The sequence below is a fragment of the Teichococcus aerophilus genome, assembly GCF_014490485.1.
Taxonomy (GTDB): Bacteria; Pseudomonadota; Alphaproteobacteria; order Acetobacterales; family Acetobacteraceae; genus Pseudoroseomonas; species Pseudoroseomonas aerophila.
This window is the reverse complement of sequence record NZ_JACTVA010000043.1, coordinates 1-24,717: the sequence shown is the minus strand read 5'-3', so window position 1 is coordinate 24,717 and position 24,717 is coordinate 1. Positions and strand designations below refer to the sequence as shown.

Sequence of the window (24,717 nt, the reverse complement as noted above, 5' to 3'; positions counted from 1 at the left end):
TCAGGCCCGCGCCGCGCCGCGGCGGCGGATACGCAGCACGGCCAGGACGATGGCGAACAGCGTCAACAAGGCCGGCACGGCGGCGATGTTCATGATGCGCAGCCGCGTCTCCAGGCTCTCGATATCCCGCCGCAATTCCAGCTGCACGTTGCGAAGCTGGCCGCGCGTGGCGGTGATCTCGGCGCGGGCGCGGTCGATCTCGGCGCGCTGCTCCGGCGTGATGACGGCGTTTGTCGCCTGGTTGCGCTCGCCGGTGCCGGGGGTGCCCTGGCGCAACTGGCGCAGGCGGGCCTCGGTGGCCTGCAGCTTCTGCGTCAGGCCCTGTTCGGTCTGGCGGTAGCGCGCCTCCGCGTTGCGGCGCAAATCGTCCACCACGCCGAAGGGCCGCAGCGACTCACCGCGCGAACGCAGGCCGATCAGCGCATCGCCACCCGCCAGCGTATCGGCGAGGTTGGCGACCAGCGCGCCGTTGTCGCTGAACGGCGTCGCCACCTGCTGGCCGAAGAAATCCTGGGTCTGCACCCAGAAGCGGTCTTCCAGCACGTCGCTGTCATTGGCGATGACGAGGTTGGCGGGGCCGTCGCTCTGTGCCCGGTGGGCCGGGAAGTCGGCGGGGCGGGCCTCGGCGCCCTCGGCCACCGCCGGCGGGCCGTCGGGGAAGGCGGTGTTCAGCACGCCGCGGGCCCGCGCCATCAGCACATGGCGCTGCCCATCCGGCTTGAAGGCCGCGAGGATCTGCGACGGGTTGGGGCTCTGCCGCACCGTGGCGACATCCACCAGCTGCGACTGCGTGCTGCTGGTGATCAGCGGCGTCATCTCGATGCCGGCACCCTCGCGCTTCCGCACTTCACCGGCGGAGGCGAAGGTCACCTGCTGCAGGTCGGCCGTCGCCACGTCGCCATGGTTCAATGCGTCGCCGGAGGTGTTGAACCACGCGAGGTAATCCACCGCCTGTACGCGATCGGTCGGCGCGGCGCGGACGCGCCAGGCGCCGCGCAGATCCAGCACCACCTTGTCCGTCGGCGTCTCGATGCCCCAGGCATTCAGCAGGCGGTTGAGGTTGGAGCTGGTATCGGCTGGCGGCTGGCCGGTGGGGCCGGGGCGGATGCTCTGCCCTTCGCTATGCGGGTCCGTCATCACGAACAGCTTGCCGCCGCGCATGACGAACTGGTCGATGGCGTAGAGCGTGGCGTCGGAAAGGCCCTGCGGCTGCGCCACCAGCAGGATCTGGATATCGGGGTCGATCACCTGCGTGGTGCTCGCCACGTCCTTCACCGTGAAGAACTGCCGCAACTGGTTGATGACGGTGTAGGGCTGGCCGCCGCCCTGGCGCATCATCATCGCGCGCGGGTCGCCGTTCAGCGGCAGGGCAGAGAGCGTGCCCAGTACCGGGCGGCGCGGGTTGGAGAGCTCGTAGATCAGCCGCGTCAGGTCGAATTCCAGGAACCGCTCGCGGTCCGGCTGGAAGAAGGGCAGCACCCGCTCGTCATCCAGCAGGTTGTTGCCGGCCAGGCCGAAATAGACCTGCTCGCCGGACTGGTCGATCGGCACGCCCTGGATCCCGTAGGCGAGGGCGCGGTCCTCGGTCTCGCTGAACGGCTCGGGGTCCAGGTATTCCAGGCGGATCTTGCCACCGGAGACGGCGGCGTATTCCTGCAGCATCTCCCGCACCCGGTCCGCGTAGGAGCCATAGACCGGCACCTGGCTGCCGAGGCGGCGGGAGTAGAACAGGCGCAGCGTGATCGGGTCATGCAGCCCGGCCAGCACCTGCCGCGTGCCGTCCGAGAGGGTGTAGAGGCGCTGCTGCGTCAGGTCGATGCGCGCGCGGGGCAGCAGGCGGTCGGCCAGCACGTTGGCGCCGACGGCCAGCACGGCCACGGCCAGCAGGCCGCCGGCGGAATGCAGCAGGCGGCGGGAAGCCGGGCGGGCGGGCGGGAGAGTGGTGTCGCTCATGGGGCTCAATCCGCCTTCCGGTGATCGACGACGAGGGCGTTGGCGAAGAGCCAGAAGCCGATGAAGCTGGCGAAGAAGACGAGGTCCGGCAGCGATACGATGCCGCGCGAGAAGCCGCCCAGCCGTTCGGTGATCGAGACGCCGCGGGCGATCTCCACCAGGATGGGCAGGCGGACGGAGAGGAACTCCGTCACCACCGGGCTGCCGGCGGCGGTGAACAGGAAGCACACCGCGACGGTCAGCACGAAGGCGATGACCTGGTTCTTCGTCAGCGCCGAGATGGCGGCGCCGACGGCCAGGAAGGCGCCGGCCACCAGCAGGCAACCGGCATAGCCGGCGGCGATGACGCCGTTATCCGGATTGCCCAGGTAGTTGACCGTGATCACCAGCGGGAAGGTCAGCGCCAGGGCGATGGCGCAGAAGGCCCAGGCCGCCAGGAACTTGCCGAGCACGGCCTGCCACTGCGCCAGCGGCAGCGTCAGCAGCAGCTCGATGGTGCCGAGGCGGCGTTCCTCCGCCCACAGCCGCATCGTCAGCGCGGGGACGAGGAACAGGAACAGCCAGGGCACGAAGCCGAAGAAGGGCTGGAGGTCCGCCACGCCACGGCCGAAGAAATTGCCCAGGGTGAAGGTGAGGGCGCCCGTCATGACCAGGAAGATGACGATGAACACATAGGCGACAGGGGTGGCGAAGTAGCCCGCCAGTTCCCGCCGCGCGACGATCAGGGTGGCGCCCATCACGCGGACTCCTTCGGCATGGTCAGGTCGCGGAAGACGGCATCCAGCGTCGGGCCGCGATAGGAGAGTTCCTTGGGCGTCGCATCCGCCAGCACCTTGCCGCGCGCGATGACGATGGCGCGGGTGCAGATGGCGGAGACTTCCTCCAGGATGTGGGTGGAGATGATGATCGCCTTGCTCGGCGCCATCTGCTCGATCAACCGGCGGACCTCATGCTTCTGGTTCGGGTCCAGGCCGTCGGTCGGTTCGTCCAGTACCAGCACCTGCGGGTCGTGCAGCAGGGACTGCGCCAGGCCGACGCGGCGCTTGAAGCCTTTCGAGAGGGTCTCGATCGGCTGGAGGCGGACGCCTTCCAGCGTCGTCAGGCTCATCGCGTGCGCCACGCGGTCCCGCATCTCGCTGCCCCGGAAGCCGCGCACGCGGGCGGCGAAGGCCAGGAAGCCGGAGACGGTCATCTCGGGGTAGGTGGGGGCGCCCTCCGGCAGGTAGCCCAGGTTGCGCTTGGCGGGCACGGGGCGGTCCACCACATCCTCGCCACAGATGCGGGCGGTGCCGCTGCTGGGGGTGACGAAGCCCGCCAGCATCTTCATCGTGGTGGACTTGCCGGCGCCGTTAGGGCCGAGGAAGCCGAGCACTTCGCCTTTGGCGACGCTGAAGGACACATCGTCCACGGCGGTGAAGGCGCCGAAGCGCTTGCTGAGGCGGTCGATCTCGATCAAGGCGGACAAGCGGCAAAAACCCCTGCAATGGCGGGACGCCCGGCGGGTTTAACCCCCGAGGGGGGGTTTGCAAGCCCCCCTCCGCGTATCGAACCGTCTCAACCGGCGGCCAGCGGCGCTAGCGTCAGGTCATGGCCGAACAGGGCGAGCAGCAGCCGGGCCGCCTTGCCGCGCGGCGTGGCGGCCAGGTCCGGGTCCTTCTGCATCAGCAATTCGGCATCCTTGTGCGCCATGCGGATCATCCCGGCATGGCGTTGCGGGTCCACCAGCCGGCGGCCGATATGTCCCGCCTGCCGTACCCCCAGCGCATCGCCACCGCCGCGGAATTCCAGGTCGGCATCGGCGATGGTGAAGCCGTCCTCCGTATCGCGCAGCACGGCGAGTCGGCGCTGCTCGAACTCGTTCAGCTCGCCGGAGGGCAGCAGCAGGCAGAAGGACTGTGCCTTGCCGCGCCCGACGCGGCCGCGCAGCTGGTGCAGCGCCGCCAGCCCGAACCGCTCGGCCTGCTCGATGATCATGATGGTGGCCTCGGGCACATCGACGCCGACCTCCACCACCGTGGTCGCCACCAGCAACTGGGCCCGGCCGGCGGCGAAATCCTGCAGCGCGGCCTCCCGCACATCCAGCTTCTGCGCGCCGTGGGCGAGGCGGACCTTGTCGCCGAAGATGGCGGCCAACTCGGCGAAGGTGGTCTCGGCGGCGACGTTGTCGTGCCGCTCGCCTTCCTCCACGGCGCGGACCACCCAGTAGGCACGGTGGCCACTGGCGAAAGCGGCGCGCAGGCGGTCGGTCAGTTCCTCCCGCCGCTCGCGGCTGATGATGCGGGTGACGATGGGCTGGCGGCCGGCCGGGCGGCCATCCAGGCGGCTGGTCGCCATCTCGCCCCACTGGGTCAGCAGCAGGGTGCGGGGAATGGGCGTGGCGGTCATCACCAGCACGTCCGTCGTGCCCTTCTCGGTCAGGGCCAGGCGCTGGGAGACGCCGAAGCGGTGCTGCTCGTCCACCACCACCAGGCCGAGGTCGCGGAACGCCACCCCGTCCTCGATCAGCGCGTGGGTGCCGACGACCAGCGGAATGGAGCCATCGGCCAGGCCGGCCAGCACACGCTTGCGCTCCTTGCCCTTTACCGAGCCGGCCAGCAGCACGCATTCGACCCCGGCGGCGCCGGCCAGCCGCTGGAAAGTGCGCAGGTGCTGGCGGGCCAGCAGTTCCGTCGGCGCCATCAGCGCCGCCTGGGCGCCCCCTTCCACCGCTCGCAGCATGGCCTGCAACGCCACCAGGGTCTTGCCCGAGCCCACGTCGCCCTGCAGCAGCCGCAGCATGCGCGTGGGAGCTGCGAGGTCGGCGTCGATCTCGGCCAGGGCGCGGGCCTGGCCCTCGGTCGGCGGGAAGCCGAAGGCGGCCAGGGCAGCCTGCCGCAGCCGGCCGTCGCCCAGCAACTGGCGGCCCGGGCGACGCATCACTGTGCGCCGCACCAGGCCGATGGCCAGCTGGCCTGCCAGAAGCTCGTCATAGGCCAGGCGGTCGCGGGGCGTGTCCTCCGGCGGCTCGGCGGGGGCCTGCACGGCGCGCAGGGCTTCCCCGAAGGGTGGCCAGTGGCGGCGCGCCAGCAGCGGTGCGTCCTGCCATTCGGGCAGGTCCGGCACGGCGGCCAGGGCGGCCTCCATGGCCTTCGCCACGTCCTTCTGCCCCAGCCCGCGCACCAGCGGCCAGACCGGCTGGATATCCGGGATGATATCGGGTGGGGAGACGTAGTCCGGCGCTTCCATCCGCCACTGGTCGCGGAACAGCTTCATCTTGCCGGAGACGAGGCGCTCCGCGCCCTCCGGGAAGTGGCGCTCCAGCCAGGCGCCCATCCAGCTGCGGCGGCCGAAATAGATCAGCTCCAGCGGCCCGGCCGGGGAATCGCACAGCACTACCCAGGGCTGGGACGGGCTGCGCGGCCCGACCACGCGCTCCACCCGCACGGCCAGGGTGGCGACCTCGCCCTCCCGCGCCTGGCTGGAACGGCGGTCCTGGTAGCGCTCCGGCAGATGGAACAGCAGGTCGAGTACCCGCGGGCCTTCCACCGCCTGGGCCAGGCGCTTCGCCTTTTCCTCCGGCAGCGGCAGGCTGGACAGCGGCGCGAAAAGCGTCATGTTCCGATCTTGTTCCGCCACTTGGGCTGACACAATTCCCATCGCCCTCTATATCCCAGCCACCAGAGGCGCCGACATGACCGATCCAGACAACACCCCCACCGAACTTTCTCCGCGCCGCCGGCGTTTGATGTTCCGCGCCTGGCATCGCGGCACCAAGGAGACCGACCTGATGATCGGCGGGTTCGTGGCGCGACATATCGCCACTTTCACCGAAGCGGAACTGGATGAGCTGGAAGGGGTGCTGGAATTGCTGGATGTCGATCTCGCCGACTGGCTCTCCGGCCGTCGCCCCATCCCGGCGGAGGTGATGACGCCGATGCTGGGCCGGATGGCGGAGGAATGCTCCCAGCTCGGGGCCGGCGTGCCGAAGGACGCCCGCCGCGTATGAGCACCCTCACGGTCCACGGCGCGCCGGAAGGGTTCGATGCGCTGCTGCTCACCCGCCGGCGCGCCGAGACCGAGGGTCCCGTCCTGCATGTCTGCCGCGACGACTCGCGCATGGCCCGCATGCAGGACGGGCTGGAGTTCTTCGCCCCGGGCGTGGAGGTGCTGCGTTTCCCCGCCTGGGATTGCCTGCCCTATGACCGCGTTTCCCCCAATGGGGAGCTGGTGGCCGAGCGCGTCGCCACCCTGACGCGCCTGCTGGAACCCGGCCCGCGCCCGCGCATCGTGCTGACAACGGTGAACGCGCTGGTGCAGCGCGTGCCGCCGGCCGAGCTGTTCCGCGGTGCCTCCCTGCACCTGAAGAAGGGGGGGCGTGTCTCCCCGGACAAGCTGGCGACGTTCCTGGAGGCCAGCGGTTATGGCCGCGCCGCCACGGTGATGGAGCCGGGCGAGTACGCCGTGCGCGGCGGGATCGTCGATCTCTACCCGGCCGGTGAGCCGGAGCCGGTGCGGCTGGACCTGTTCGGCGACGAGATCGAGAGCCTGCGCCGCTTCTCGCCCGAGACGCAGCGCAGCGGCGTAGAGATCAAGGAGCTGTGGCTGCGCCCGGTGGGCGAGGTGTTCCTGGACGAACCCTCCATCGCCCGCTTCCGCAGCGGTTACCGGGACCTGTTCGGCCCGGCGGCGGGGGACGACCCGCTCTACGTCTCCGTCTCCGCCGGGCGGCGCCATCCTGGCATGGAGCATTTCGCCGGGCTGTTCCATGAGCGGATGGAAACGCTGCTGGATTACCTGCCCGGCGCCTCCGTCAGCCTGGACCATCAGGCGGAGGACGCGCTGACCGCGCGCCTCGAGATGATCGAGGACCATTATCAGGCGCGGAAGGGACCGGGCCGCGATGGCGAGGTACCCTACCGCCCGGTGCCGCCGGAGCGCCTGTACCTGGACCGCGCCGGCTGGGACGAGATGTTGGCCGGCGGGCCGCTGCTGCGCTTCGACCCGTTCCCGCAGGCGGATGGCGCCAATGGCATCGATGCCGGTGGGCGGCCGGGGCGGCTGTATTCGGAAGTCCGCGCCTCGGGCGAGAACGTCTTCGCCGCCTACCGGGAACAGGCGCAGACCCAGGCCAACCAGGGCCAGCAGCCGGTGCTGGCGGCCTGGACCAAGGGATCGCGCGAGCGGTTGGCGAACCTGTTGCGCGAGAACAAGATCCCCGCCCAGGCCGTCGATGACTGGACCGCCGCGCGCCGCCTGCCGCCCGGCGTGGTGGCGCTGGCGGTGTATGGGGTGGAGCGTGGCTTCATCGGCCCCGCCGCCGGCAAGATGCGCAACGCCATCGCCCTGACCGGCGAGCAGGACCTGCTGGGCGAGCGCATTTCCCGCCCGCCGCGCCGCCGCAAGCGCGCCGACCAGTTCATCGCCGATGCCACCGAGATCGCCGAGGGCGACCTGGTGGTGCACCAGGACCACGGCATCGGCCGCTATGACGGGCTGGAGACCATCGCCGTCTCCAGCGCCCCGCATGATTGCCTGCGGCTGATCTATGACGGCGGTGACAAGCTGTTCCTGCCGGTCGAGAATATCGAGCTGCTCTCCCGTTTCGGCAGCGACAGTGCCGGCGTGCAGCTGGACAAGCTGGGCGGTGCCTCCTGGCAGAACCGCAAGGCGAAGGCGAAGCAGCGCATCGCCGACATGGCGGGGCAGCTGATCCGCGTCGCCGCCGAGCGGCAGATGAAGGAAGCGCCGCTGGCGACGCCGCCGGAAGGCGCGTGGGACGAATTCTGCTCCAGCTTCCCCTTCGCCGAGACGGACGACCAGCTGCGCGCCATCAGCGACGTGCTGGAAGACCTGGCGGCCGGGCGGCCGATGGACCGCCTCATCTGCGGCGATGTCGGCTTCGGCAAGACCGAGGTGGCGTTGCGCGCTGCCTTCGTGGTGGCGATGACGGGCGTGCAGGTGGCGGTGGTGGTGCCCACCACGCTGCTCTCCCGCCAGCATTACCGCACCTTCACCGCGCGCTTCGCCGGGCTGCCCATCAAGGTGGCGCAACTCTCCCGCATGGTGACGGCGAAGGAAGCCGCGCAGGTGAAGGCGGGGCTGGCCGATGGCTCGGTCAACATCGTCGTCGGCACGCATGCGCTGCTGGCCAAGGGGATCGAGTTCGCCGATCTCGGCCTGGTCATCGTCGATGAGGAGCAGCATTTCGGCGTCTCCCACAAGGAACGCCTGAAGTCGCTCAAGGCCGACGTGCATGTGCTGACGCTGACGGCCACGCCGATCCCGCGCACGCTGCAGCTGGCGCTGACGGGCGTGCGGGAGATGAGCATCATCGCCACCCCGCCGGTGGACCGTCTGGCCGTGCGGACCTTCATCATGCCGTTCGACGCCGTGGTGGCGCGGGAAGCCATCCAGCGCGAGCGCTTCCGCGGCGGGCAGATCTTCTGCGTCGTGCCGCGGCTGGAGGACCTGCCGAAGATGGCCGCGCGCCTGGCCGAGATCGTGCCGGAAGCGCGCACCGTGCAGGCGCATGGCCGCCTGACGCCGACCGAGCTTGAGCGGGTGATGACCGAGTTCGGCGACGGCAAGTACGACATCCTGCTGGCCACCAACATCGTGGAATCCGGCCTGGACATGCCGGCGGTGAACACGCTGATCATCTACCGCGCCGACATGTTCGGCCTGGCGGGGCTGTACCAGCTGCGTGGCCGCGTTGGCCGTGGCAAGCAGCGTGGCTATGCCTATCTGACCTGGCCAGCCAGCCAGCGCCTTTCCGTCGCCGCCGAGAAGCGGCTGGCGGTGATGCAGACGCTGGACAACCTGGGCGCCGGCTTCACCCTGGCCAGCCACGACCTGGATATCCGCGGCGCCGGCAACCTGTTGGGCGACGAGCAATCCGGCCATGTGCGCGAGGTCGGCATCGAACTGTACCAGCAGATGCTGGAGGAGGCGGTGGCGAACCTGAAGGCCGGGCAGGGCAAGCGCCGTGGGGACGAGGACCGGGACTGGACGCCGCAGATCAATCTCGGCCTGCCGGTGCTGATTCCGGAGGCCTATGTCTCCGACTTGCCGGTCCGCCTTGGCCTGTATCGCCGCATCGGCGCGCTGGCCGGGGATGCCGAGGTGGAAGCCATGGCCGCCGAGCTGGCCGACCGCTTCGGCCCGTTGCCGGCCGAGGTGGAGAACCTGCTGCAGGTCGTCTCCATCAAGCATTTCTGCCGGCAGGCGGGGGTGGAGAAGCTGGATGCCGGGCCGAAGGGCATCGTCGCCAGCTTCCGCCGCAACAATTTCGCCAACCCCGAGGGTCTCATCAACTGGGTGACGGCACAGAAGGGGCTGGTGAAGCTGCGGCCGGACCACAAGCTGGCCATGGTGCGGGAGATGGACCTGCCCACCCGCGTTCGCGCCGCCAAGGACATGCTGGCTTCCCTGGCGAAGGTGGCGATGCAGGGGCGTAAGGCAGCCTAGGCTGCGCCGGACACTTAGCCGAAAAGGCGGGTGATGCCGCCACGCAGGTGCAGGCGCATGGCGTCCCGCGCCGCCTGCGGCTGGCCGGCGGCGATGGCCTCCAGAATGGCGGAATGCTCCCGCCGGATGCGGCCCAGCCGCTCCGGCGGCTCCTGCCCGGAGAGCTCGCCGGTCAGGCGGATGCTGAAGCGCATCTGTTCCGCCAGTGCCTCCACCGTCGCGGCGTAGAAGCGGTTGCCGGCGGCCCGCGCCACCATCAGGTGGAACTGCACATCGGCCTCGGTGGGGCGGAAGCCGCTGTCGAGGTCCGCCTCCATCCGCAGCATGGCGGCACGCAGTGCGGCGATGGCGTCCGGCTCGCACAGCTCGGCGGCGCGGGCCGCCATCTCGCCTTCCAGTGCATAGCGGAATTCCAGGAAGGCCCGTACGTCGGCGATGCTGCCCAGCGGGCCGTAGGACAGGCCGGCGACCGGCTCGGCACTGCTGGCCCGCACTGCGACGGTGCCGGAGCCCTTGCGGGTCTCGATCCGTCCCTCCGCCCGCAACTGCGCCAGCGCCTGCCGGATGACGGGGCGGGAGACGGAGAAGCGCTGCGCCAGGCTGTTCTCCGCCGGCAGCCGCTCCCCGGCCGAGAAGGCACCGGAGGCTAACAGGTCCAGCAACTGGGCGCGCACGGTATCGCTGAGGGCTTGAGGTGAGGGGGCGGTCATGCGCGCAAGGTCGCCCGCAGCCGAAGACCTGACAAGATGTAAAATCTGTCAGAAAATGGGGCGCATGAGGCCGTTATCTGGCAAAGCTGTTTGACAGCCTTCCGATTTGCGGGCGTTCTGCGCGCCAGCAACCCCCTCAGAGGGGAAGGAGGACATCGTGCATGCTGTTTCCCGGGCGCGGCTTCTCGCCCGCCTGCTCGCGCCGGCCATCGTCTCGGCCGTCTGCCTGGCCACTTCGCTGCCGGCGCTGGCCCAGCTGCCCAACCGTCCTGTCCGCATCGTCGTGCCGTTCCCGCCTGGTGGTACCAGTGACCTGGTCGCCCGCGTGGTCGGCAATGGCGCCGCCGCCTATCTGCCCGCCGGCGTGGTGATCGAGAACAAGACCGGTGCCTCCGGCAATATCGGCACGGCGGAAGTGGCGCGGGCGCAGCCGGATGGCACCACGATCGTGCAATGCACCATCGGCACCTGCGGCGCCAACCCGTCCCTCTACAGCAACCCCGGCTACGACCTGGCACGAGACTTCGCGCCGGTGATCATGACCGGCGCGGTGCAGAACGTCATGGTGGTGCGCCCCGGGCTGCCGGCGCAGAACCTGGCCGAGGTAATCGCCCTGGCCCGCAAGCCGGAAGGGTTGAGCTTCGGTTCCTCCGGCGTCGGCGCCTCCAACCACCTGACGCCGGAGATGCTGCGGGGCCAGTTGGGGCTGCGCTGGGTGCATGTGCCGTATCGTGGCAGCGGCCCGGCCATCACCGACCTGATCGGCAACCGCATCGACGTGTTCTTCGACAACCTGCCGTCCATCCTGCCGCATATCCGCGCCGGCGCGGTGCGCCCGGTGGCCGTGGCCGCCGCCGCCCGCCTGGCGGAGCTGCCCGACGTGCCGACTTTCGCCGAGGCCGGCGTGCCGGGCATTGTCATCGAAAGCTGGTTCGGCTTCCTGGCGCCGGTGCAGACGCCGCCCGCCGTCATCGCCCAGCTCAATGCCGCCTTCAACAAGGCGCTGGCGGACCCGGTGATCCAGCAGCGGCTGCGCGAGGCCTCGGTGAACCCGGTGGGTGGGCCGCCGGAGCGGATGGGCGAGCAGGTGAGGAACGAGACCGCCCGGTGGGGCGAGGTCATCCGCACCAACAAGATCAGTGCCGAGTGAGGTCCCATGTCTAACGTTAAGCGCCTGCGTACCCTGCGTATCGCCGAACGCCCCAACCTGATCTGGGTGGAGATCGAGACCGAGGATGGGCTGGTCGGCCTGGGGGAGAGCTTCCGCGGCGCCCAGGCGGTGGAGGCCGTCATCCATGAGCAGGTGGCGCCCGCGCTGCTGGGCAAGGATGCGCGGCGGATCGAGGCGATCTCCCGCCAGTTGATGACGCCCTATATCGGCTTCCACAGCGCCAGCGCCGAGGTACGGGCGGCCAGCGCGGTGGATATCGCGCTGTGGGACCTGGCGGGCCAGCGCCAGGGCATTCCGGTGCATGAGGCGTTGGGTGGTGCCTCCCGCCTGACCGTGCCGGCCTACAACACCTGTGCCGGCTACTCCTACAACAGCGGCGGCACCTGGCGGCGCAGCATCGGGGCCGGGGACCAGGCGATCGGGCCCTATGACGACCAGGTCGCCTTCATGCGCGATGCCGGCGGGCTGGCCGAGAGCCTGCTGTCCGAAGGCTATCGCGCCATGAAGATCTGGCCCTTCGACGTCTACGCAACCGCCTCCAACGGCCACATGATCTCGTTGCAGGACCTGAAGGCGGGGCTGGAGCCGTTCCGCAAGGTCCGCGCCGCCGTCGGTGACCGCATCGAGATCATGTGCGAGCTGCACAGCCTGTGGGGCACCCACGCCGCCACCCGCATCTGCCGCGCGCTGGAGGATTACGGAGTGTTCTGGGCGGAGGACCCGCTGAACAAGATGGACGACGCCCGCGCCCTGGCCGACCTGCGCCGCCAGACCCGCACGCCCATCTGCGGCAGCGAGACGCTGGCCGGCACCGTGCCGTTCCGGGACCTGCTGGCCGCCGACGCCATCGACGTGGTGATGCTGGACCTCGCCTGGTGCGGCGGGCTGACGGAAGGGCGCAAGATCGCCGCCCTGGCGGAAAGCTACGCCAAGCCGCTGGCGCCGCATGACTGCACCGGCCCGGTGACGCTGATGGCCGGGCTGCATCTGGCGCTGCATGCCTCCACCGCGATCTTCCAGGAAGTGGTCCGCGCCACCCTGGCGACGTGGTACCAGGAGCTGGTGACGCAGTTGCCGCTGATCGAAGGCGGGCTGGTGCAGGCGCCGATGGGCCCCGGCCTCGGCACCCAGTTGCAGCCGGCGCTGTGGCTGCGGGAGGACGCCGTGTCCCGGGAGAGCAAGCTGAGCTGACGGCGCTGCCCTGGCCGCGACGCGGCGGTCAGGGCAGCCTTTCGACGGAGGGTTCGCGGTCCGCACCTGAACGGAAGGTGATCGGGCCAGGGTTTGGGCACAGGCTTCCGACTGTTAAGTTTGCCGACACGTCCCAGCTTCACCTGTCACCTGCATCAGGTGTGGAACCGCTGGGTGCGATGCGGCATGAAGGCTAAGCCCAAGCACGGAGCCGATCTTGTCTCAGCGATTCCAGGCCCTCAATGGCCGTATCACCGGCCAGGGCTCGCGTACGGTCATCCTCTCCCACGGCTTCGGTACTGATCAGACGGCGTGGGACGGCATCCGCCCGTGGCTGGACGCCCGGTTCCGGGTGGTGTCCTTCGACCTCGCGGGCTGCGGGCCGTTGGGCGCCAGCAGCTACGACCCCCGGAAGCATGACTCGCTCTTCGGCTTCGCGGACGATTTGCTCGACATCCTGGATGAGCTGGGGATCGAGGACTGCGCCTATGTCAGCCACTCCGTCAGCGGCATGATCGGTGCGGCGGCGGCGGTGGCGCGGCCGGAACCCTTCCGCCAGCTGGTGATGATCGGTGCCTCGCCCCGCTACCTGAACGCGCCAGGCTACGCCGGGGGCTTCGAGCAATCGGACCTCAACGGCCTGCATGACGGCATGGCGGCGAACTTCCAGGCCTGGGGCGCCGGCTTCGCGCCGGCCGTGGTCGGCGTTTCCAACCACCCCGCCGTGCACGAGTTCTGCCGCACCCTGTTCCTGATGCGGCCGGATATCGCCCTGGCCATCAGCCGCACCATCTTCCAGTCCGATATGCGGGAGGTCGCCGCCCGGCTGGAAAGCCCGACCTTCCTGATCCAGACCCGGCAGGACATGGCGGTGCCCGTCCAGGTGGCCGAATGGCTGCGCGACCATATCGACGGCGCGGTGCTGGACGTGATCGACGCCGTCGGCCACCTGCCGCACATGACCGCGCCGGATGAGGTGATCCGCGTGCTGGAACACCGGCTGGTCAACGCCCCGGCCCAGGCCTGAGGATGACGACCGAGGCCGCGGCGCCGACCCTGGACGACGACGGCCTGCTGGCGCTGACGCGCTTCGCCCGCATGGCCGCCGGCGCCGACCTCGCCGTGGCGTTCGAGGCGGGGGAGGACGGCATCGCCGTGCCGCTGGCGGCTGACCCGTCGCGGCCGCCATTCCCGTTCTCCATCAGCAATATGCGGCTGGGGGAACACGACTGGTCCAAGGGCGCGCGGCCCGCCAGCCAGATCCGGCTGCCGAGCACGATCCTGGCCGCGCTTGGCCGGCCGGCGCGGGACGTGCTGTTCCTGCCCGCGCCGACGGATGAATCACCTCGCAGCGGCGTCCTGCTCCTGTTCTCCGCCAATGCCGCCTGGCAGTGCGATTGCCCGTTCCGCGATGGCATGGCGCAGGGCGTGCCGATGCTGGGCAAGGTGTTCGCCCAGATGCTGACGTCCCGCCGATCGATGATGAAGCGGCGGCTGCTGGGCGAGCGCTTCCACGACCTGTTCGAGAGTGTCAGCAGCGCCATCGTCATTCTGGAGGGCGACGGCACCACGGCGCTGGTCAATCAGGCCGCCGCGACGTTGCTCTCCATCCCGGCGGGGGAGACGCCGGCGGACCGGCTGGCCATCGCCATGCGCCAGCTGCGCGAGGGTGCGCTGAATGCCGCCGCGCTGGCGGAGACCTACGCGCCGTTGCAGGGCCAGCTCGATTACGACCTGATCACCTACTGGATGATCGGGGACCGGCAGTTCGAGGTCGATACCCACCCCATCCTCGGCGACGGCGCCAATGGGCGGATCTGGCTGTTCAACGACGTCACCGCCCAGCGGAAGGCGCAGGAGGAGTTGCGGCACATGGCGGGCACCGACCCGCTGACCGGCCTGTCCAACCGCCGCAGCTTTGCCGCCACCGGGCAGACGCTGATCGACCGGCTGCGGCGCGAGGGGCGGCCGATGACGGTGCTGATGTTGGATATCGACCATTTCAAGTCGATCAACGACCGTTTCGGCCACCCGGTGGGGGACAAGGTGCTGCAGGCCATGGCGCGCCGCTGCCGCGCGCTGATGCGGGATCATGACCTGATCGCCCGGCTGGGCGGCGAGGAATTCGCCGTGCTGCTGCCCTATGCCAGTGCCGAGGAAGGCGCGGCGATCGCCGAGCGGCTGCGCGCGGCGGTGGCGGCCGAGCCGATGGCGGAGGTGGATGTGCATGTCAGCATCGGCGGCGTCACCCTCAATGGCGAGGATGCGGTGCTGGACGAGGTGTTGGGGCAGGCGGACAAGGCGCTGTATGACGCCAAGGCAGGCGGACGGAACCGCGTGTTATTCGCCTGAGGGCATGACGCGTTCACGCCCCGCGCTCTAAGCCCTTGTTGACGGCGTAATTCAGGCTTTTCGGTGATTCCATCTCAAACCGTCCGGCTTAAAGCCTGAGCGTGCGTCCGCCGACTGATGTACGGCGCATACCGCCGCGATTGCCGGAATGATCCCAGCGAACCGCTCGTTGCGGACCCTGCTCACTCTGGCGGCCTAAATCGTTATTGTCGGAACGGGTGCCATCCCCAGGCGGCCGCAGCTGACGACATCCAGCGCCAATAAGCGGAGTGGCCGCGGCTAACGGCCAGGTCCGCCTAGAATTCGGCGGCCTCGGACAGCGCCACATCCATCAACCGCTCCAGCACTTCCGGCTCCTGAGCGCCGGCGATGGCGTGGCCGCCCGCCGTGCTGTGCTGGCTGGACATAACGAAGCAGGGCACGCCGTTGATGCCCAGGCGGTGGGCGCGCAGGTTTTCCGCGTGTACGGCCTCGGCCTCCAGCCCACTGGCCAGGAAGCGCCAGACGGCTTCCCGCTCGAGCCCCGCCACCACGGCCAGCCGGGTCAGCACCAGGTGGTCGCCCAGGTCGGCGCCCTCGGTGAAATGGGCCTCGAACAGCAGGTCGACCATGATCTCCGCCGTGCCATGCGCGGCGGCGAAGCGCACCAGGCGGTGGGCATCGACCGAAGGCGGCACCCGGCGCAGCTGGTCGAAGCGAAAGGCGATGCCTTCGGCCCGGCCGAGTTCCACGATGGTGGCCTGCAGGCGGCGGGCGCGCTCCTCCCCACCGAACTTGCGCAGCAGGTAGTCCTGCCGCTGTACGCCGCCATGGCCGATATCGGGGTTCAGCAGGAAGGGGCGCCAGCGCAGTTCCGCCCGGATGTCCGGCCGCCGGCCGAGCGCGCGGCGCAACCGGCGGATGCCGAGGAAGCACCAGGGGCAGACCAGGTCGAACACCACCTCGATCTCGAGCTGGCCGGTGGGGGGAGACAGCAGGTTCACACCCGCATCATAGGCCAAACCCTGGCGGGCGGGAGGGGATGGGAGGGATTAACAGGAACTTAGGCTAAAAATGACCCTAAATCAGTCTTGTAGGGACGATTCCTGACTCCTAGTTTGAGCCCTGCACACCAGGATGCAAACAAACGGGATGATGGCGGGGTCGCATATCGCGCTGGGGGCGGCCGCATGGTTCGTCGCGGCGCCGCGGCTTGGCCTGCCGGCACTGGAACCGGTCTCGCTGGGCTTGGCCATATTCGGGGCGCTGCTGCCGGATATCGACCATCCGAAATCCTGGGTGGGCAAGCGCGTCTGGCCGGTGTCCTGGCTGTGTTCGCGGCTGTTCGGGCATCGTGGACTGACGCATTCGCTGATCGCCGTCATTGCCTGCATCGCCCTGTTGTTGCGGGAAGATCTGCCGGTTGGTGTCACCTCGCCGCTTGTGGTGGGCTACCTGTCGCACTTGGCGGCGGATCTGCTGACACCGGGTGGGCTGCGGCTGACCTGGCCTCTGCGCGGCACCTGGGCGCTGCCGCTCTGCCGCACCGGCTCGCCGTTCGAGCCGCTGGTGGTGGCGCTGGTGCTCTCCTGGGCCTGGGGCAATACGACCGAGCGGCTGGATCTGCGCGCCGGGCTGCGCTCCACCGGCATCTGCCGCCTGTTGGCGGCGGAGATGCCGGGGGTGTGCGAGGGCGTGGCCCCCGCAGCCACCGCCGTTCCGTGGCGGCCCTGGAACAGCCTGGCCTGGCAGGGTGGCGCCACGCCGCTCTCCCAGACGCGGTAAGGGTCGGCGCTACGCGAGGTAGCGCTTGAACCAGCCCACCGTCCGCTCCCACGCCAGCTTGGCGGCGGCTTCGTCGTAGCGGGGGGTCGAATCATTGTGGAAGCCGTGATTCACCCCGGGATAGATATAGGCTTCGTAGGTTTTGCCCTGGGCTTTCAACGCGGCTTCGTAGGCGGGCCAGCCGTTGTTGATGCCGGTATCCAGCTCCGCATAATGCAGCAGCAGGGGCGCGCGGATGCGTGGCACGTCCTCCACCCTCGGCTGGCGGCCGTAGAAGGGCACCGCCGCCGCCAGTTCCGGGTAAGCAACCGCCGCGGCGTTCGAGACGCCGCCCCCGTAGCAGAAGCCGGTCATGCCGACCTTGCCGGTAGTCGCCGGGTGCCGGGTCAGGAATTCCACGGCGGCGAAGAAGTCGTTCATCAGCTTCTGCGGGTCGACCCGCTGCTGCAATTCCCGGCCCTTCTCGTCATTGCCAGGATAGCCGCCGACGGAACTGAGTCCGTCCGGCGCCATGGCGACGAAGCCGGCCTTGGCCACGCGCCGGGCCACGTCCTCGATATATGGGTTCAGGCCCCGGTTCTCATGCACCACCACCACGCCCGGCGCCTTGGCCTGGCTACCGGCGGGGCGGACTAGATAAGCGCGGACATCGCCATGTCCGTTGGGCGAGGGGTAGGTGATGTATTCCGCCACGATCCCGGCGTCGGTGAAAGCCACCTGCTGGGCCAGCGCGTAGTTGGGGCTCATCGAGGCCAGGATGCTGGCGGCGGTCAGCCCGCCCACCGCGAACGCGCCGGCGCGGTCCAGGAACTCGCGCTTCGAGATGCGGCCATGGGCGTAGTAGTCGTAGAGCTCGAGCAGTTCCTGCGGGAAGTCTTTCGCGGTCAGGCGTGTCATTGGACGCTCCTCTCCACCTGCGGCGCCTTGGGGAAGCGAGGCGGCCTTTGGCGGCAGTGTAGCAGCAGCCCTGGCCTGCGCCGCTCAATTCGCCATGGGGTGGTGGTGGTCCCCGCCTGACGCTATCGGGGCCAGGCAGCCCAGGGCGCGCAGGGTCACGCGCACCGCGTCCTCCAGCGGGGTCAGCGGCTCCGCCCCTAGCGCAGCGACCAGCCGCGTATTGCGCAGGCGAAGCGGCTGCTCCCACAGGTACCGCATCTCCGCCAGTTCGCGGAACAGCGTCACGAAGGGCGCGGCCAGCCGGATTGCCAGCCACGGCATGCGGCGGACGGGCAGGGCGGGGTTGCCGATGGCAGCGCGGATCGCGTCCACCATGCGCGTACCGTCAGGGTCCCAATGGCCGGCCATTTGGAAGCGGGCGAAGTCGTCGAGGGACGGCAGCCCGGCCAGCCGCACCATCGCTTCCGCGACATCGGGCAGGTAGTTCCACTGGTGCCCCACGCCAGGGCGGCCTGGGGCGGTGATGAAGCGTGGCGTCCGGCCCGGCTTCACCAGGCCCTGGCTGAACCAGTTATTGGCTGCTTTTGGGCCGAAGAAATCCCCGGCACGGACGATCAGGACCTTCGCGTCGCCGGCTCTCGCCGTTTGCTGCAGCCGGTATTCCATCTCCACCCGGATGCGGCCCTTGCGGGTGCGGGGCTGCTGCGGCGCATCCTCGGCGATGTCGCGCTGCTCGGGGGCGTAGTTGTAGATGGTGCCGGGCAGCAGGATGCGGGCGCCGTTGGCACGCGCGGCCGCGATTGTGTTGTCCAGCATCGGCAATACCAGCCGTTCCCAATCCCGGTAGCCCGGCGGATTGACGGCGTGGACGATCAGCGCCGCCCCCGCCGCCGCGCGGGCGACATCCCCAGCCACCATCGCATCGCCCTGCACCCAACCCAGCTTCGCCGCGCCGCTCAGGCGCTGCGGGTCGCGGTGCATGGCACGGACCTGCCAGCCGGCCTGGGCCAGTCTGGTGGCAACCTCGCCACCGATGCCGCCAGTGGCCCCCAGGATCAGCGCGGTCTTGTCTTCCATCTCGGTCATCCTTTGCAGGAGGCCATTTTGCGAGACCGGGTTGTTCAACGAAATTGCCGTTAAACGTCATGTTGCTATAAGAAAAACGATGAACTCCGAACCAGGATGGGACCTCTACCGCAGTTTCCACGCCGTGCTGCGGGAGGGCTCGCTCTCCGGCGCCGCACGGGTCCTGGGACTGACCCAGCCCAGCATCGCCCGCCACATCGCGGCGTTGGAGCAAGCAACCGGCGCCGCGCTGTTCGTGCGCACCCAGCGTGGGCTGGCCCCGACCGAGGCGGCACAGGAACTCAGGCCCTACGCGGAGTTGCTGGCCTCAACCGCCGCCGCGCTGCTGCGGACGGCGGAGGGTGGGGTAGGGCAGGTCAGCGGGACCGTGCGGATCACGGCCAGCGACATCGTCGGCAGTGAGCATCTGCCCGCCATCCTGGCCCGGCTGCGGGCGCGGCATCCGCAACTGACGATTGAGCTTTCGCTCTCCAACAGCGTGGATGACCTGCTGCAGCGCCAGGCGGATATCGCCGTGCGGATGGTGCGGCCGGTGCAACAGGCCCTGCTGGCGCGGCGGATCGGCTGCATTCCCCTCGGCCTGCACGCCCACCGCGACTACCTGGCCCGACGGGGCGTGCCAGCGAGCATGGAGGCGCTGGGCCGGCATGACCTGATCGGCTTCGATCTAGAGACGCCGCCCATCCGCGCCTTGGTCGCCCGCTATTCGCAACTTGCTCGCACCGCCTTCGCGTTGCGGACGGATAGCGATATCGCCCAGCTCTCGGCCATCCGGGCGGGATTCGGCGTCGGTGTCTGCCAGGTGCCGATCGCGGCGGCGGCGCCGGATCTGGTCCGGGTGCTGGAAGCCGAGTTCCAGGTCGAGCTGGAGGTCTGGGTGGTGATGCATGAGGACTTGCGCGGCAACGCGCGCTGCCGGGCGGTGTTCGATGCGCTGGCCGAAGGTCTGGCGCCTCTGACCCGCGCGTCCTGACGGGAGTTGGCGACGTGGATATCGGTTGCGCCGCTGTAGCTGCGGAGACCGGGGTTAGGGACGGCTAACCCAGCCCGATTTGAGCCTTCCTAAGGTACAGGCTTAGCGGCAGCTGGCCGGAGCGGGCTCCTTACAAACGTCCGTGTAGGCCAGAGGCAGACACACGTTGTGGTTGCCTCCGCGGCGACGAGCCTATGGCGTCTCCTCGCGAAGCACTAATTTTCGCGCAGATATCTTATTTTTTATTCAAAACGCATCTTGATGCATGACATTTGTAAGCAACACTGCCAGATAGCGTCGGCCTTCGGCAGTCTGTGCCTCGGGTGTTTGATCAAGGGCGCCGCGCTCGCGGCCAGCCTGTCAGCCGCAACCGAGTGGTCGCATGATCATCAACCTATCAACGCTTTACATCGTAGTGTTGCTGATCAGCGCGTGCATGGCGATGAGCTGGGGCGTTCTGTGGCGCTACTACCCCACGATCGGTGGCTCAGGCTTCTGGATGCTGGCCAACCTGCTCTCCGCAGCCGGCGGAACGACCATGGCGGTTGGCGAACCGATGCAGTCGTTGCTGCTGGTCATGGCCGGCAATGCGATGGTGATTTCAGGCTTCTGGATGGTCTGGTGCGGCATCCGCCACCTTCAGGGCCTGCGAAGCTACTGGGAGATCGCGGTTCTGGCGGGTGCCGTTACGGTCATGCTGCTGCTCCTAGTGCAGGAGAGCCGTATCGGCCGCAATACCGTCTACACGGTCGGCCAGGCGATGCCGATGGTGGCGGCCGCCGTGTTCCTCCTCCGCCGCATGCGGCGCGGCATGGCATCCGTCCTGACCGCGTTGGCCCTGGTGGCGGGCGCCATCGGCAATGGCGTGCGGCTTGGCAGCCTGGTGGCGCATCAGGAAGGCCTGCTGGCGACGGCGGCGTATAATCAGTTCCTATTCGTGACGATGCTGGTGGTCATCTTCAGCGGATTGACGCGGAACCTGGGTCTGCTCCTGCTGGTCATGGATCGGTTGCGCCGGAACCTGCAGAAGCTGGCCGCGGTCGATGACCTCACCGGGCTGCCGAACCGCCGCTACTTCATGGGCCGTATCCTGGAGGAGCAGGAGCGCGCGCACCGGCGCGAACAGCCGTTCAGCCTGATGATCATCGATATCGACCGCTTCAAGCAGATCAACGACACGCATGGCCACGCCGCCGGCGACGCCTGCCTGCTGCATTTCAGTCGCCTTGTCTCGGAACGGCTGCGCGCCACCGATGTCGTGGCGCGGATGGGCGGCGACGAATTCTGCGTGCTGCTGCCGGAGACGCTGGCGAGCCAGGCCGCCGTGGTGGCGCAAGACCTGGTGAGCGCGGTGCGGGCAGAGGCCGCCGAGTGGCGGGACGTCGCGATCCCCATGACACTCAGCATCGGCATTGCCGACTGGCGGCCGGCCAGGTCCGCGACGATTTCCGACCTCATGCACGATGCGGACCTGGCGCTGTACCGGGCGAAGCGCCGGGGCAGGGACCAGTTCGCCGTCTCGCCCGACGCCATCCGTGCCGCCCGCGTCGAGCTCTTCGAAGCCGCGAGCGCCGGCTGAGTTCTGCGGCGCCCGGCAGAAACACGGCGCCGGTTCGGGCAGGCACAGGGGTCTAGCCAGGAAACGGCGTGCGTGCGTCCGGGCGGTTACGGGCGGAATTTTTCGGTGTGCGGCGGGGAGGGCATTGGCGGACAGGGTGGGATTCGAACCCACGGTAGGCTTGCACCTACGGCGGTTTTCAAGACCGCTGCCTTAAACCACTCGGCCACCTGTCCACTGGACTTAGAATTCCATTTAGGCTTTTTGCCCAAGCCGGTAGCTTGAGTGCCGTTAGCGCCGCTGCCCGAAGAAGGAAAGTCCATGCGCCTAAAAGTTGTGACCGTGCTGTCGCTTGCGATGGCGCTGGGGGCCTCCCCGGCCGCCTGGGCGCAGGTCAATGGCACCAACGGGCCACTCACCACCACGCCCCCGCTCAGCCAGCCCGACCAGGCGCCACTGCCGGACCCCTACGGGACCTTCAGCTTCTCGATCGAGAACGATCTCTTCGGCGGCGGCACGGACCGGTATTACACCAACGGCTTCCTGTTCAGCTGGCGCTCCCCCTCCGAGGATCTGCCGCGGCCGCTGGCGGCGTTGAACGACCGGCTGGACTGGGTGCTTGGCCCGGGGGCCCTACGCTGGGGCCTCTCCTTCGGCCAGAGCATGTACACGCCCGAGGATACCGAGCGGAACAACCCCGACCCGCGGGACCGGCCCTATGCCGGCTACCTCTACGGTGCCGTCAGCCTGTACCGCATCACCGCCCGGACCTCCCGGATGCTGGAGCTGCAGGTCGGCGTCGTCGGCCCTTCGGCGCTCGGCAAATTCGTCCAGAACACCGTGCACGACTTCCGGGGCTTCGACCGCGCCAATGGCTGGGACTACCAGCTGAAGGACGAACCGGCGGTGACCGGCCGGTACGAGAGCAAGTGGCGCGTGCCGATGGGCACGCTGTGGGGGATGGAGACCGAGGTCATCCCGGATGTCTCGCTCAGCGTCGGCAACGTGCAGACCTATCTGGGCGTCGGCGGCATGGTGCGGATCGGTGAGGGGCTGCAGGCCGATTTCGGCCCGCCGCGCATCCGCCCCGCGCTCGGTGGCTCTGGCTGGGTGCAGCCGCAGGATGATTTCGGCTGGTACCTGTTCGCCGGCATCGACGGCCGCGCCGTCGCCAACGACATCTTCCTGGACGGCAACACCTGGCATAACAGCCGCAGCGTCGATAAGCGCGTGCTCGTCGGCGACCTGCAGGTGGGCGCGGCCATCATCTGGCGCGGCGTCCGATTCGCGGCGACGCAGGTCTGGCGCTCGGAAGAATTCTACGGCCAGAACGGGACGCAGAAATTCGGCTCGCTGAGCGTGTCCTTCCGCTTCTAGCCCGGGGTGGCCTGGGCGCCTGGATCGGGCGCCCGGCCGCTGGCGGGGATGGCGGGCAGCGCGCCCGCCATCATAAGGTGTAACAACCCCAATTGTTGGAATGGCCGAGGTTGTCGGCGGGCGGCCCGGCGTGGCATTGCATGGCGCATGCTGAACCGCCGCAGCCTGCTGACTCATTCCCTGGCCCTTCCCGCCGTTGCCTCTGCCCTGATGGCGGGAGGCGGGGCCGCGAGAGCGCAAAGCCAGAGCTTCCAGGACTTCCTGGCCGGCGTCAGCGCCGAGGCACGGCGCGGCGGTGTTTCGCCGGCCATCCTGCAGCGCGCCTTCGCCAATATCCAGCCGAACGACAAGGTGGTGGAGCTGGATCGCCGCCAGCCCGAGTTCACCCTGACCTGGGAGCAGTACCGGGACGGCCGCATCACGCAGCAGCGCACCGACCGCGGCAAGGCCGCCTATGCCGAGAACCGCGTGCTGCTGGAAGCCATCGCCGCCCGCTACGAGGTAAACCCACGCGTGGTCGTGGCCATCTGGGGGCTGGAGACGAATTACGGCAGCTTCACCGGCAACTACAACGTCATCGAGGCCCTGGCGACGCTGGCCTGGGAAGGCCGCCGTGCCGCCTTCTACCGGGCCGAGTTGCTGGCGGCGCTGCGCATCCTGCAGAAGGGCGACACGACGCCGGAGCGGATGCGCGGCAGCTGGGCCGGCGCCATGGGCCACCCGCAATTCATGCCCACCAGCTTCGAGCGGCTGGCGGTGGATTTCGATGGCGATGGAAGGCGCGACATCTGGGACGACAAGGCGGACGCGCTGGGTTCCATCGGCAACTACCTGGCCAAGAGCGGCTGGAAGGGCGATGAGCGCTGGGGCAGGGAGGTCGTCCTGCCCGGCGGCATCGACGCCGGCAGCATCGGCCGCAACAACCGCCGGCCGCTAAGCGAGTGGGTGCGGCTGGGTGTCTCCGCTGCCGATGGCTCCGTGCTGCCGCCGCTGGATATGCCGACGGCCATTGTCGCGCCCAGCGGCCCGACAGGGCAGGCCTTCGCCGTGTACCAGAACTTCAACGTCATCCGGCGCTACAACCCGTCCGACTACTACGCGCTGGTGGTCGGCCTGCTCTCCGACCGGGTGGCCTGAGCATGTTGCCGCGCCGCGCCGCCCTGCTGCTGCCCTTCCTGGCCGCCTGTACCCCACGGGCACCGCAATTGCCGGTGGCCCAGCCCCGCTACATCGTTGGCGAGCCCTACCAGCTCGGCGGCGTCTGGTCCTACCCGCGCGAGGATTTCGCCTTGCAGGAGACCGGGCTGGCGACCGTGATCGCCGACCCGCGCGCCGGGCGCCGCACCGCCAATGACGAGATCTACGACCCGGCGCTGCTGACGGCGGCGCACCGCACGCTGCAGCTGCCCGCCATCCTCGTGGTGACCAACCTGGAGAACGGGTTGGAACTGCGGGTGCGGGTCAACGACCGTGGCCCCGCCAACCCCGGACGGGTGATCGAGCTGTCCCGCCGCGCGGCGGAGTTGCTACGGGTCTCGGCCGGCGGCACCCAGGTGTCGATCGCGGTGGATGGGGAGGCGTCGCGCTCCCTGGCCTCCGCATTGCCGCAGCCGGCGGAGAGCCGGCTGGCGATTGCCACCGCGCCGCGCGAATCCCTGCAAGCGGAGACGCTGGCCCCGCCACCCGGCGCCCGGGTGGCGACGCAGGTACGCGAAGGCAGGTCCGCCACGCCGGTGGCCACCGGCGTCGATGCCACGCCGCGCGCCCTGGTGCCGACGCGTCTGCCGGAGGCTGTCGCGCAGGGCTATGCCCGCCCTGGCCGGTTGTTCATCCAGGCCAGTACCTTTACGGCGCGCGATGCCGCGCAGCGCCAGGCCGCCCGCCTGCCGGGTGCGCGGGTGGACGCCTTTGGTCCGGGGCGGCGGCCGGAGTACCGGGTGCGCCTCGGCCCCTACGCATCCGTCGCACAGGCGGATGCGGGGCTTGAGATGGTACGCCGGTCCGGCGTATCGGATGCGCGCATCCTGGTCGATTAGCGCTTATTGTTGATAAAGTAGGTGAACGCCCGCGGCTGAGGAGCCCGTGGCGCTCAGCCTGGACGTTCTTGGGGGAGTTTCCTGTCATGCCGCATCGCCGCGAATTGTTGGGCGGGGCCGCTGCGCTGCTTGCAACGGGCGCCCTGATCGACCCCGCCGCCGCGCAGCGCGCCCCGCGCGGGCGCGCGCCCGCCACGCCGGCG

At 69.3% G+C, this 24,717-nt stretch carries 20 protein-coding genes and 1 tRNA gene; 12 read left to right on the top strand and 9 right to left on the bottom strand.

The window, feature by feature from the left end; translation table 11 throughout:
• The 4 genes from IBL26_RS19330 to recG all read right to left on the bottom strand — a co-directional run bounded on the left by IBL26_RS19330 (position 1) and on the right by recG (position 5,589).
• A complete protein-coding gene (locus IBL26_RS19330; RefSeq protein WP_187786151.1) occupies positions 1 to 1,953 on the bottom strand; it encodes a GldG family protein in 1,953 nt (650 codons plus the stop codon).
• A 5-nt stretch (positions 1,954 to 1,958) separates the two neighbouring features.
• Positions 1,959 to 2,690, bottom strand: a complete 732-nt coding sequence (locus IBL26_RS19325) for an ABC transporter permease (protein ID WP_187786150.1) — start codon at positions 2,688 to 2,690, stop codon at positions 1,959 to 1,961.
• Complete coding sequence (locus tag IBL26_RS19320; protein WP_187786149.1) at positions 2,690 to 3,418, bottom strand: ABC transporter ATP-binding protein; 729 nt, start codon at positions 3,416 to 3,418, stop codon at positions 2,690 to 2,692. The genes IBL26_RS19325 and IBL26_RS19320 overlap by 1 nt, the downstream gene beginning before the upstream one ends.
• A gap of 89 nt (positions 3,419 to 3,507) precedes the next feature.
• Positions 3,508 to 5,589 carry an ATP-dependent DNA helicase RecG gene (gene recG / locus IBL26_RS19315; RefSeq protein ID WP_187786148.1) on the bottom strand — a complete coding sequence of 694 codons (2,082 nt, stop codon included), beginning with the start codon at positions 5,587 to 5,589 and terminating at the stop codon, positions 3,508 to 3,510.
• A gap of 34 nt (positions 5,590 to 5,623) precedes the next feature.
• On the opposite strand from recG, the gene IBL26_RS19310 reads away from it, so the two are divergent.
• Positions 5,624 to 5,938 carry an FAD assembly factor SdhE gene (locus tag IBL26_RS19310; protein ID WP_241749566.1) on the top strand — a complete coding sequence of 105 codons (315 nt, stop codon included), beginning with the start codon at positions 5,624 to 5,626 and terminating at the stop codon, positions 5,936 to 5,938.
• Positions 5,935 to 9,399: a transcription-repair coupling factor gene (gene mfd / locus IBL26_RS19305; protein ID WP_241749565.1), complete on the top strand. Its 3,465-nt coding sequence runs from the start codon at positions 5,935 to 5,937 to the stop codon at positions 9,397 to 9,399. Before IBL26_RS19310 ends, mfd begins: the two co-directional genes overlap by 4 nt.
• A 14-nt stretch (positions 9,400 to 9,413) precedes the next feature.
• On the opposite strand, the gene IBL26_RS19300 is transcribed toward mfd, so the two are convergent.
• The gene (locus tag IBL26_RS19300; RefSeq protein ID WP_187786146.1) at positions 9,414 to 10,109 is read right to left on the bottom strand and encodes a FadR/GntR family transcriptional regulator; all 696 of its coding nucleotides are present in this window, start codon (positions 10,107 to 10,109) and stop codon (positions 9,414 to 9,416) included.
• Positions 10,110 to 10,266: 157 nt separating this feature from the next.
• On the opposite strand from IBL26_RS19300, the gene IBL26_RS19295 reads away from it, so the two are divergent.
• The 4 genes from IBL26_RS19295 to IBL26_RS19280 all read left to right on the top strand — a co-directional run bounded on the left by IBL26_RS19295 (position 10,267) and on the right by IBL26_RS19280 (position 14,823).
• Entirely contained in the window at positions 10,267 to 11,259 is a 993-nt protein-coding gene (locus IBL26_RS19295; RefSeq protein WP_187786145.1) for a Bug family tripartite tricarboxylate transporter substrate binding protein, read from the top strand.
• 6 nt (positions 11,260 to 11,265) lie between these two features.
• Positions 11,266 to 12,471, top strand: coding sequence for a mandelate racemase/muconate lactonizing enzyme family protein (locus IBL26_RS19290; protein ID WP_187786144.1), 1,206 nt, complete (start codon positions 11,266 to 11,268; stop codon positions 12,469 to 12,471).
• Between the two features lie 217 nt (positions 12,472 to 12,688).
• Positions 12,689 to 13,498 (top strand): alpha/beta fold hydrolase, encoded by an 810-nt coding sequence (locus IBL26_RS19285; RefSeq protein ID WP_194443656.1) that lies wholly within the window; start codon positions 12,689 to 12,691, stop codon positions 13,496 to 13,498.
• A 2-nt stretch (positions 13,499 to 13,500) separates the two neighbouring features.
• Entirely contained in the window at positions 13,501 to 14,823 is a 1,323-nt protein-coding gene (locus tag IBL26_RS19280) for a GGDEF domain-containing protein (protein WP_187786143.1), read from the top strand.
• Between the two features lie 296 nt (positions 14,824 to 15,119).
• Here the strand turns inward: IBL26_RS19280 and IBL26_RS19275 are convergent, their stop codons facing one another.
• The gene (locus IBL26_RS19275; RefSeq protein ID WP_367615468.1) at positions 15,120 to 15,806 is read right to left on the bottom strand and encodes a DsbA family oxidoreductase; all 687 of its coding nucleotides are present in this window, start codon (positions 15,804 to 15,806) and stop codon (positions 15,120 to 15,122) included.
• Between the two features lie 148 nt (positions 15,807 to 15,954).
• Here IBL26_RS19275 and IBL26_RS19270 point away from each other — a divergent pair, with 148 nt between their 5' ends.
• Entirely contained in the window at positions 15,955 to 16,587 is a 633-nt protein-coding gene (locus tag IBL26_RS19270; RefSeq protein WP_187786142.1) for a metal-dependent hydrolase, read from the top strand.
• A 9-nt stretch (positions 16,588 to 16,596) separates the two neighbouring features.
• Here IBL26_RS19270 and yghX read toward each other — a convergent pair whose 3' ends face one another.
• Together yghX and IBL26_RS19260 are read right to left on the bottom strand one after the other, a co-directional pair.
• Positions 16,597 to 17,484, bottom strand: a complete 888-nt coding sequence (gene yghX / locus IBL26_RS19265; protein ID WP_187786141.1) for a YghX family hydrolase — start codon at positions 17,482 to 17,484, stop codon at positions 16,597 to 16,599.
• 84 nt (positions 17,485 to 17,568) lie between these two features.
• The gene (locus tag IBL26_RS19260; RefSeq protein ID WP_187786140.1) at positions 17,569 to 18,561 is read right to left on the bottom strand and encodes an SDR family NAD(P)-dependent oxidoreductase; all 993 of its coding nucleotides are present in this window, start codon (positions 18,559 to 18,561) and stop codon (positions 17,569 to 17,571) included.
• Positions 18,562 to 18,649: 88 nt separating this feature from the next.
• Between IBL26_RS19260 and IBL26_RS19255 the strand changes: the two genes are divergently transcribed.
• Together IBL26_RS19255 and IBL26_RS19250 are read left to right on the top strand one after the other, a co-directional pair.
• Entirely contained in the window at positions 18,650 to 19,543 is an 894-nt protein-coding gene (locus IBL26_RS19255; protein WP_187786139.1) for a LysR family transcriptional regulator, read from the top strand.
• Positions 19,544 to 19,925: 382 nt separating this feature from the next.
• Positions 19,926 to 21,122, top strand: a complete 1,197-nt coding sequence (locus tag IBL26_RS19250) for a GGDEF domain-containing protein (RefSeq protein ID WP_187786138.1) — start codon at positions 19,926 to 19,928, stop codon at positions 21,120 to 21,122.
• Between the two features lie 125 nt (positions 21,123 to 21,247).
• On the opposite strand, the gene IBL26_RS19245 is transcribed toward IBL26_RS19250, so the two are convergent.
• Positions 21,248 to 21,337, bottom strand: a tRNA-Ser gene (locus IBL26_RS19245).
• An 85-nt stretch (positions 21,338 to 21,422) separates the two neighbouring features.
• Here IBL26_RS19245 and IBL26_RS19240 point away from each other — a divergent pair.
• The 3 genes from IBL26_RS19240 to IBL26_RS19230 all read left to right on the top strand — a co-directional run bounded on the left by IBL26_RS19240 (position 21,423) and on the right by IBL26_RS19230 (position 24,514).
• Positions 21,423 to 22,478, top strand: coding sequence for a lipid A deacylase LpxR family protein (locus tag IBL26_RS19240; RefSeq protein ID WP_187786137.1), 1,056 nt, complete (start codon positions 21,423 to 21,425; stop codon positions 22,476 to 22,478).
• Positions 22,479 to 22,625: 147 nt separating this feature from the next.
• Positions 22,626 to 23,615 carry a lytic murein transglycosylase gene (locus tag IBL26_RS19235; protein WP_187786136.1) on the top strand — a complete coding sequence of 330 codons (990 nt, stop codon included), beginning with the start codon at positions 22,626 to 22,628 and terminating at the stop codon, positions 23,613 to 23,615.
• Between the two features lie 2 nt (positions 23,616 to 23,617).
• The gene (locus tag IBL26_RS19230; RefSeq protein WP_187786135.1) at positions 23,618 to 24,514 is read left to right on the top strand and encodes a septal ring lytic transglycosylase RlpA family protein; all 897 of its coding nucleotides are present in this window, start codon (positions 23,618 to 23,620) and stop codon (positions 24,512 to 24,514) included.
• The last annotated feature ends 203 nt before the right edge of the window (positions 24,515 to 24,717 follow it).

Excerpts from the sequence above, each read along its gene's own strand:
- IBL26_RS19325 (WP_187786150.1), bottom strand. The coding sequence starts at position 2,690 with ATGGGCGCCACCCTGATCGTCGCGCGGCGGGAACTGGCGGGCTACTTC.
- IBL26_RS19240 (WP_187786137.1), top strand. The coding sequence starts at position 21,423 with ATGCGCCTAAAAGTTGTGACCGTGCTGTCGCTTGCGATGGCGCTGGGG.
- IBL26_RS19310 (WP_241749566.1), top strand. The coding sequence starts at position 5,624 with ATGACCGATCCAGACAACACCCCCACCGAACTTTCTCCGCGCCGCCGG.
- IBL26_RS19270 (WP_187786142.1), top strand. The coding sequence starts at position 15,955 with ATGATGGCGGGGTCGCATATCGCGCTGGGGGCGGCCGCATGGTTCGTC.
- recG (WP_187786148.1), bottom strand. The coding sequence starts at position 5,589 with ATGGGAATTGTGTCAGCCCAAGTGGCGGAACAAGATCGGAACATGACG.
- IBL26_RS19255 (WP_187786139.1), top strand. The coding sequence starts at position 18,650 with ATGAACTCCGAACCAGGATGGGACCTCTACCGCAGTTTCCACGCCGTG.
- IBL26_RS19300 (WP_187786146.1), bottom strand. The coding sequence starts at position 10,109 with ATGACCGCCCCCTCACCTCAAGCCCTCAGCGATACCGTGCGCGCCCAG.
- yghX (WP_187786141.1), bottom strand. The coding sequence starts at position 17,484 with ATGACACGCCTGACCGCGAAAGACTTCCCGCAGGAACTGCTCGAGCTC.
- IBL26_RS19235 (WP_187786136.1), top strand. The coding sequence starts at position 22,626 with ATGCTGAACCGCCGCAGCCTGCTGACTCATTCCCTGGCCCTTCCCGCC.
- IBL26_RS19250 (WP_187786138.1), top strand. The coding sequence starts at position 19,926 with ATGATCATCAACCTATCAACGCTTTACATCGTAGTGTTGCTGATCAGC.
- IBL26_RS19230 (WP_187786135.1), top strand. The coding sequence starts at position 23,618 with ATGTTGCCGCGCCGCGCCGCCCTGCTGCTGCCCTTCCTGGCCGCCTGT.
- IBL26_RS19260 (WP_187786140.1), bottom strand. The coding sequence starts at position 18,561 with ATGGAAGACAAGACCGCGCTGATCCTGGGGGCCACTGGCGGCATCGGT.
- IBL26_RS19330 (WP_187786151.1), bottom strand. The coding sequence starts at position 1,953 with ATGAGCGACACCACTCTCCCGCCCGCCCGCCCGGCTTCCCGCCGCCTG.
- mfd (WP_241749565.1), top strand. The coding sequence starts at position 5,935 with ATGAGCACCCTCACGGTCCACGGCGCGCCGGAAGGGTTCGATGCGCTG.
- IBL26_RS19280 (WP_187786143.1), top strand. The coding sequence starts at position 13,501 with ATGACGACCGAGGCCGCGGCGCCGACCCTGGACGACGACGGCCTGCTG.
- IBL26_RS19290 (WP_187786144.1), top strand. The coding sequence starts at position 11,266 with ATGTCTAACGTTAAGCGCCTGCGTACCCTGCGTATCGCCGAACGCCCC.